Annotated in this window: 1 protein-coding gene; it reads right to left on the minus strand. The window is 45.8% G+C overall.

The genetic code is table 11. The features are described 5' to 3' along the window. A partial coding sequence (locus tag HC176_RS17120; protein ID WP_483414758.1) for a metallophosphoesterase family protein occupies positions 1–402 on the minus strand: 402 nt, incomplete at both ends.

Raw genomic sequence — 402 nt, forward strand, 5'->3', positions numbered from 1 at the left:
TGCGGGGTAAACTTCCGGGTCCACGTCCAAAAGTTCGTACTCATCCCCCACCAGCTTACCATCTACAAAATGCAAGGTGAGTTTTCCCACGAAAGAACCAAAAGCTCCGGGTTCAGTCACCTTGGCATATTTTCCCTGAACAGGTTCCCGCAGTCTTTCATGTGTATCATTTCCGAGGATATAATCCACATCTTTCGTCAGCTCCCGGTCAGCAAGATCCACCTGCTTAAAGACTCCAATATGAGTGACCAGGAAAAGCACCTCTACTTCTTCCTCCTTTTTAACTTTAGAGATAAGTTCCTTCACCTCACCTTCGATTCCGCTAAAGCTCATCCCCTCACTAAAAATCGGATTTTGACGCACCGGAACATCAGGATCATTGATGCCGATAAAACCAATTTT

It is taken from the genome of Tamlana crocina, from assembly GCF_012037625.1.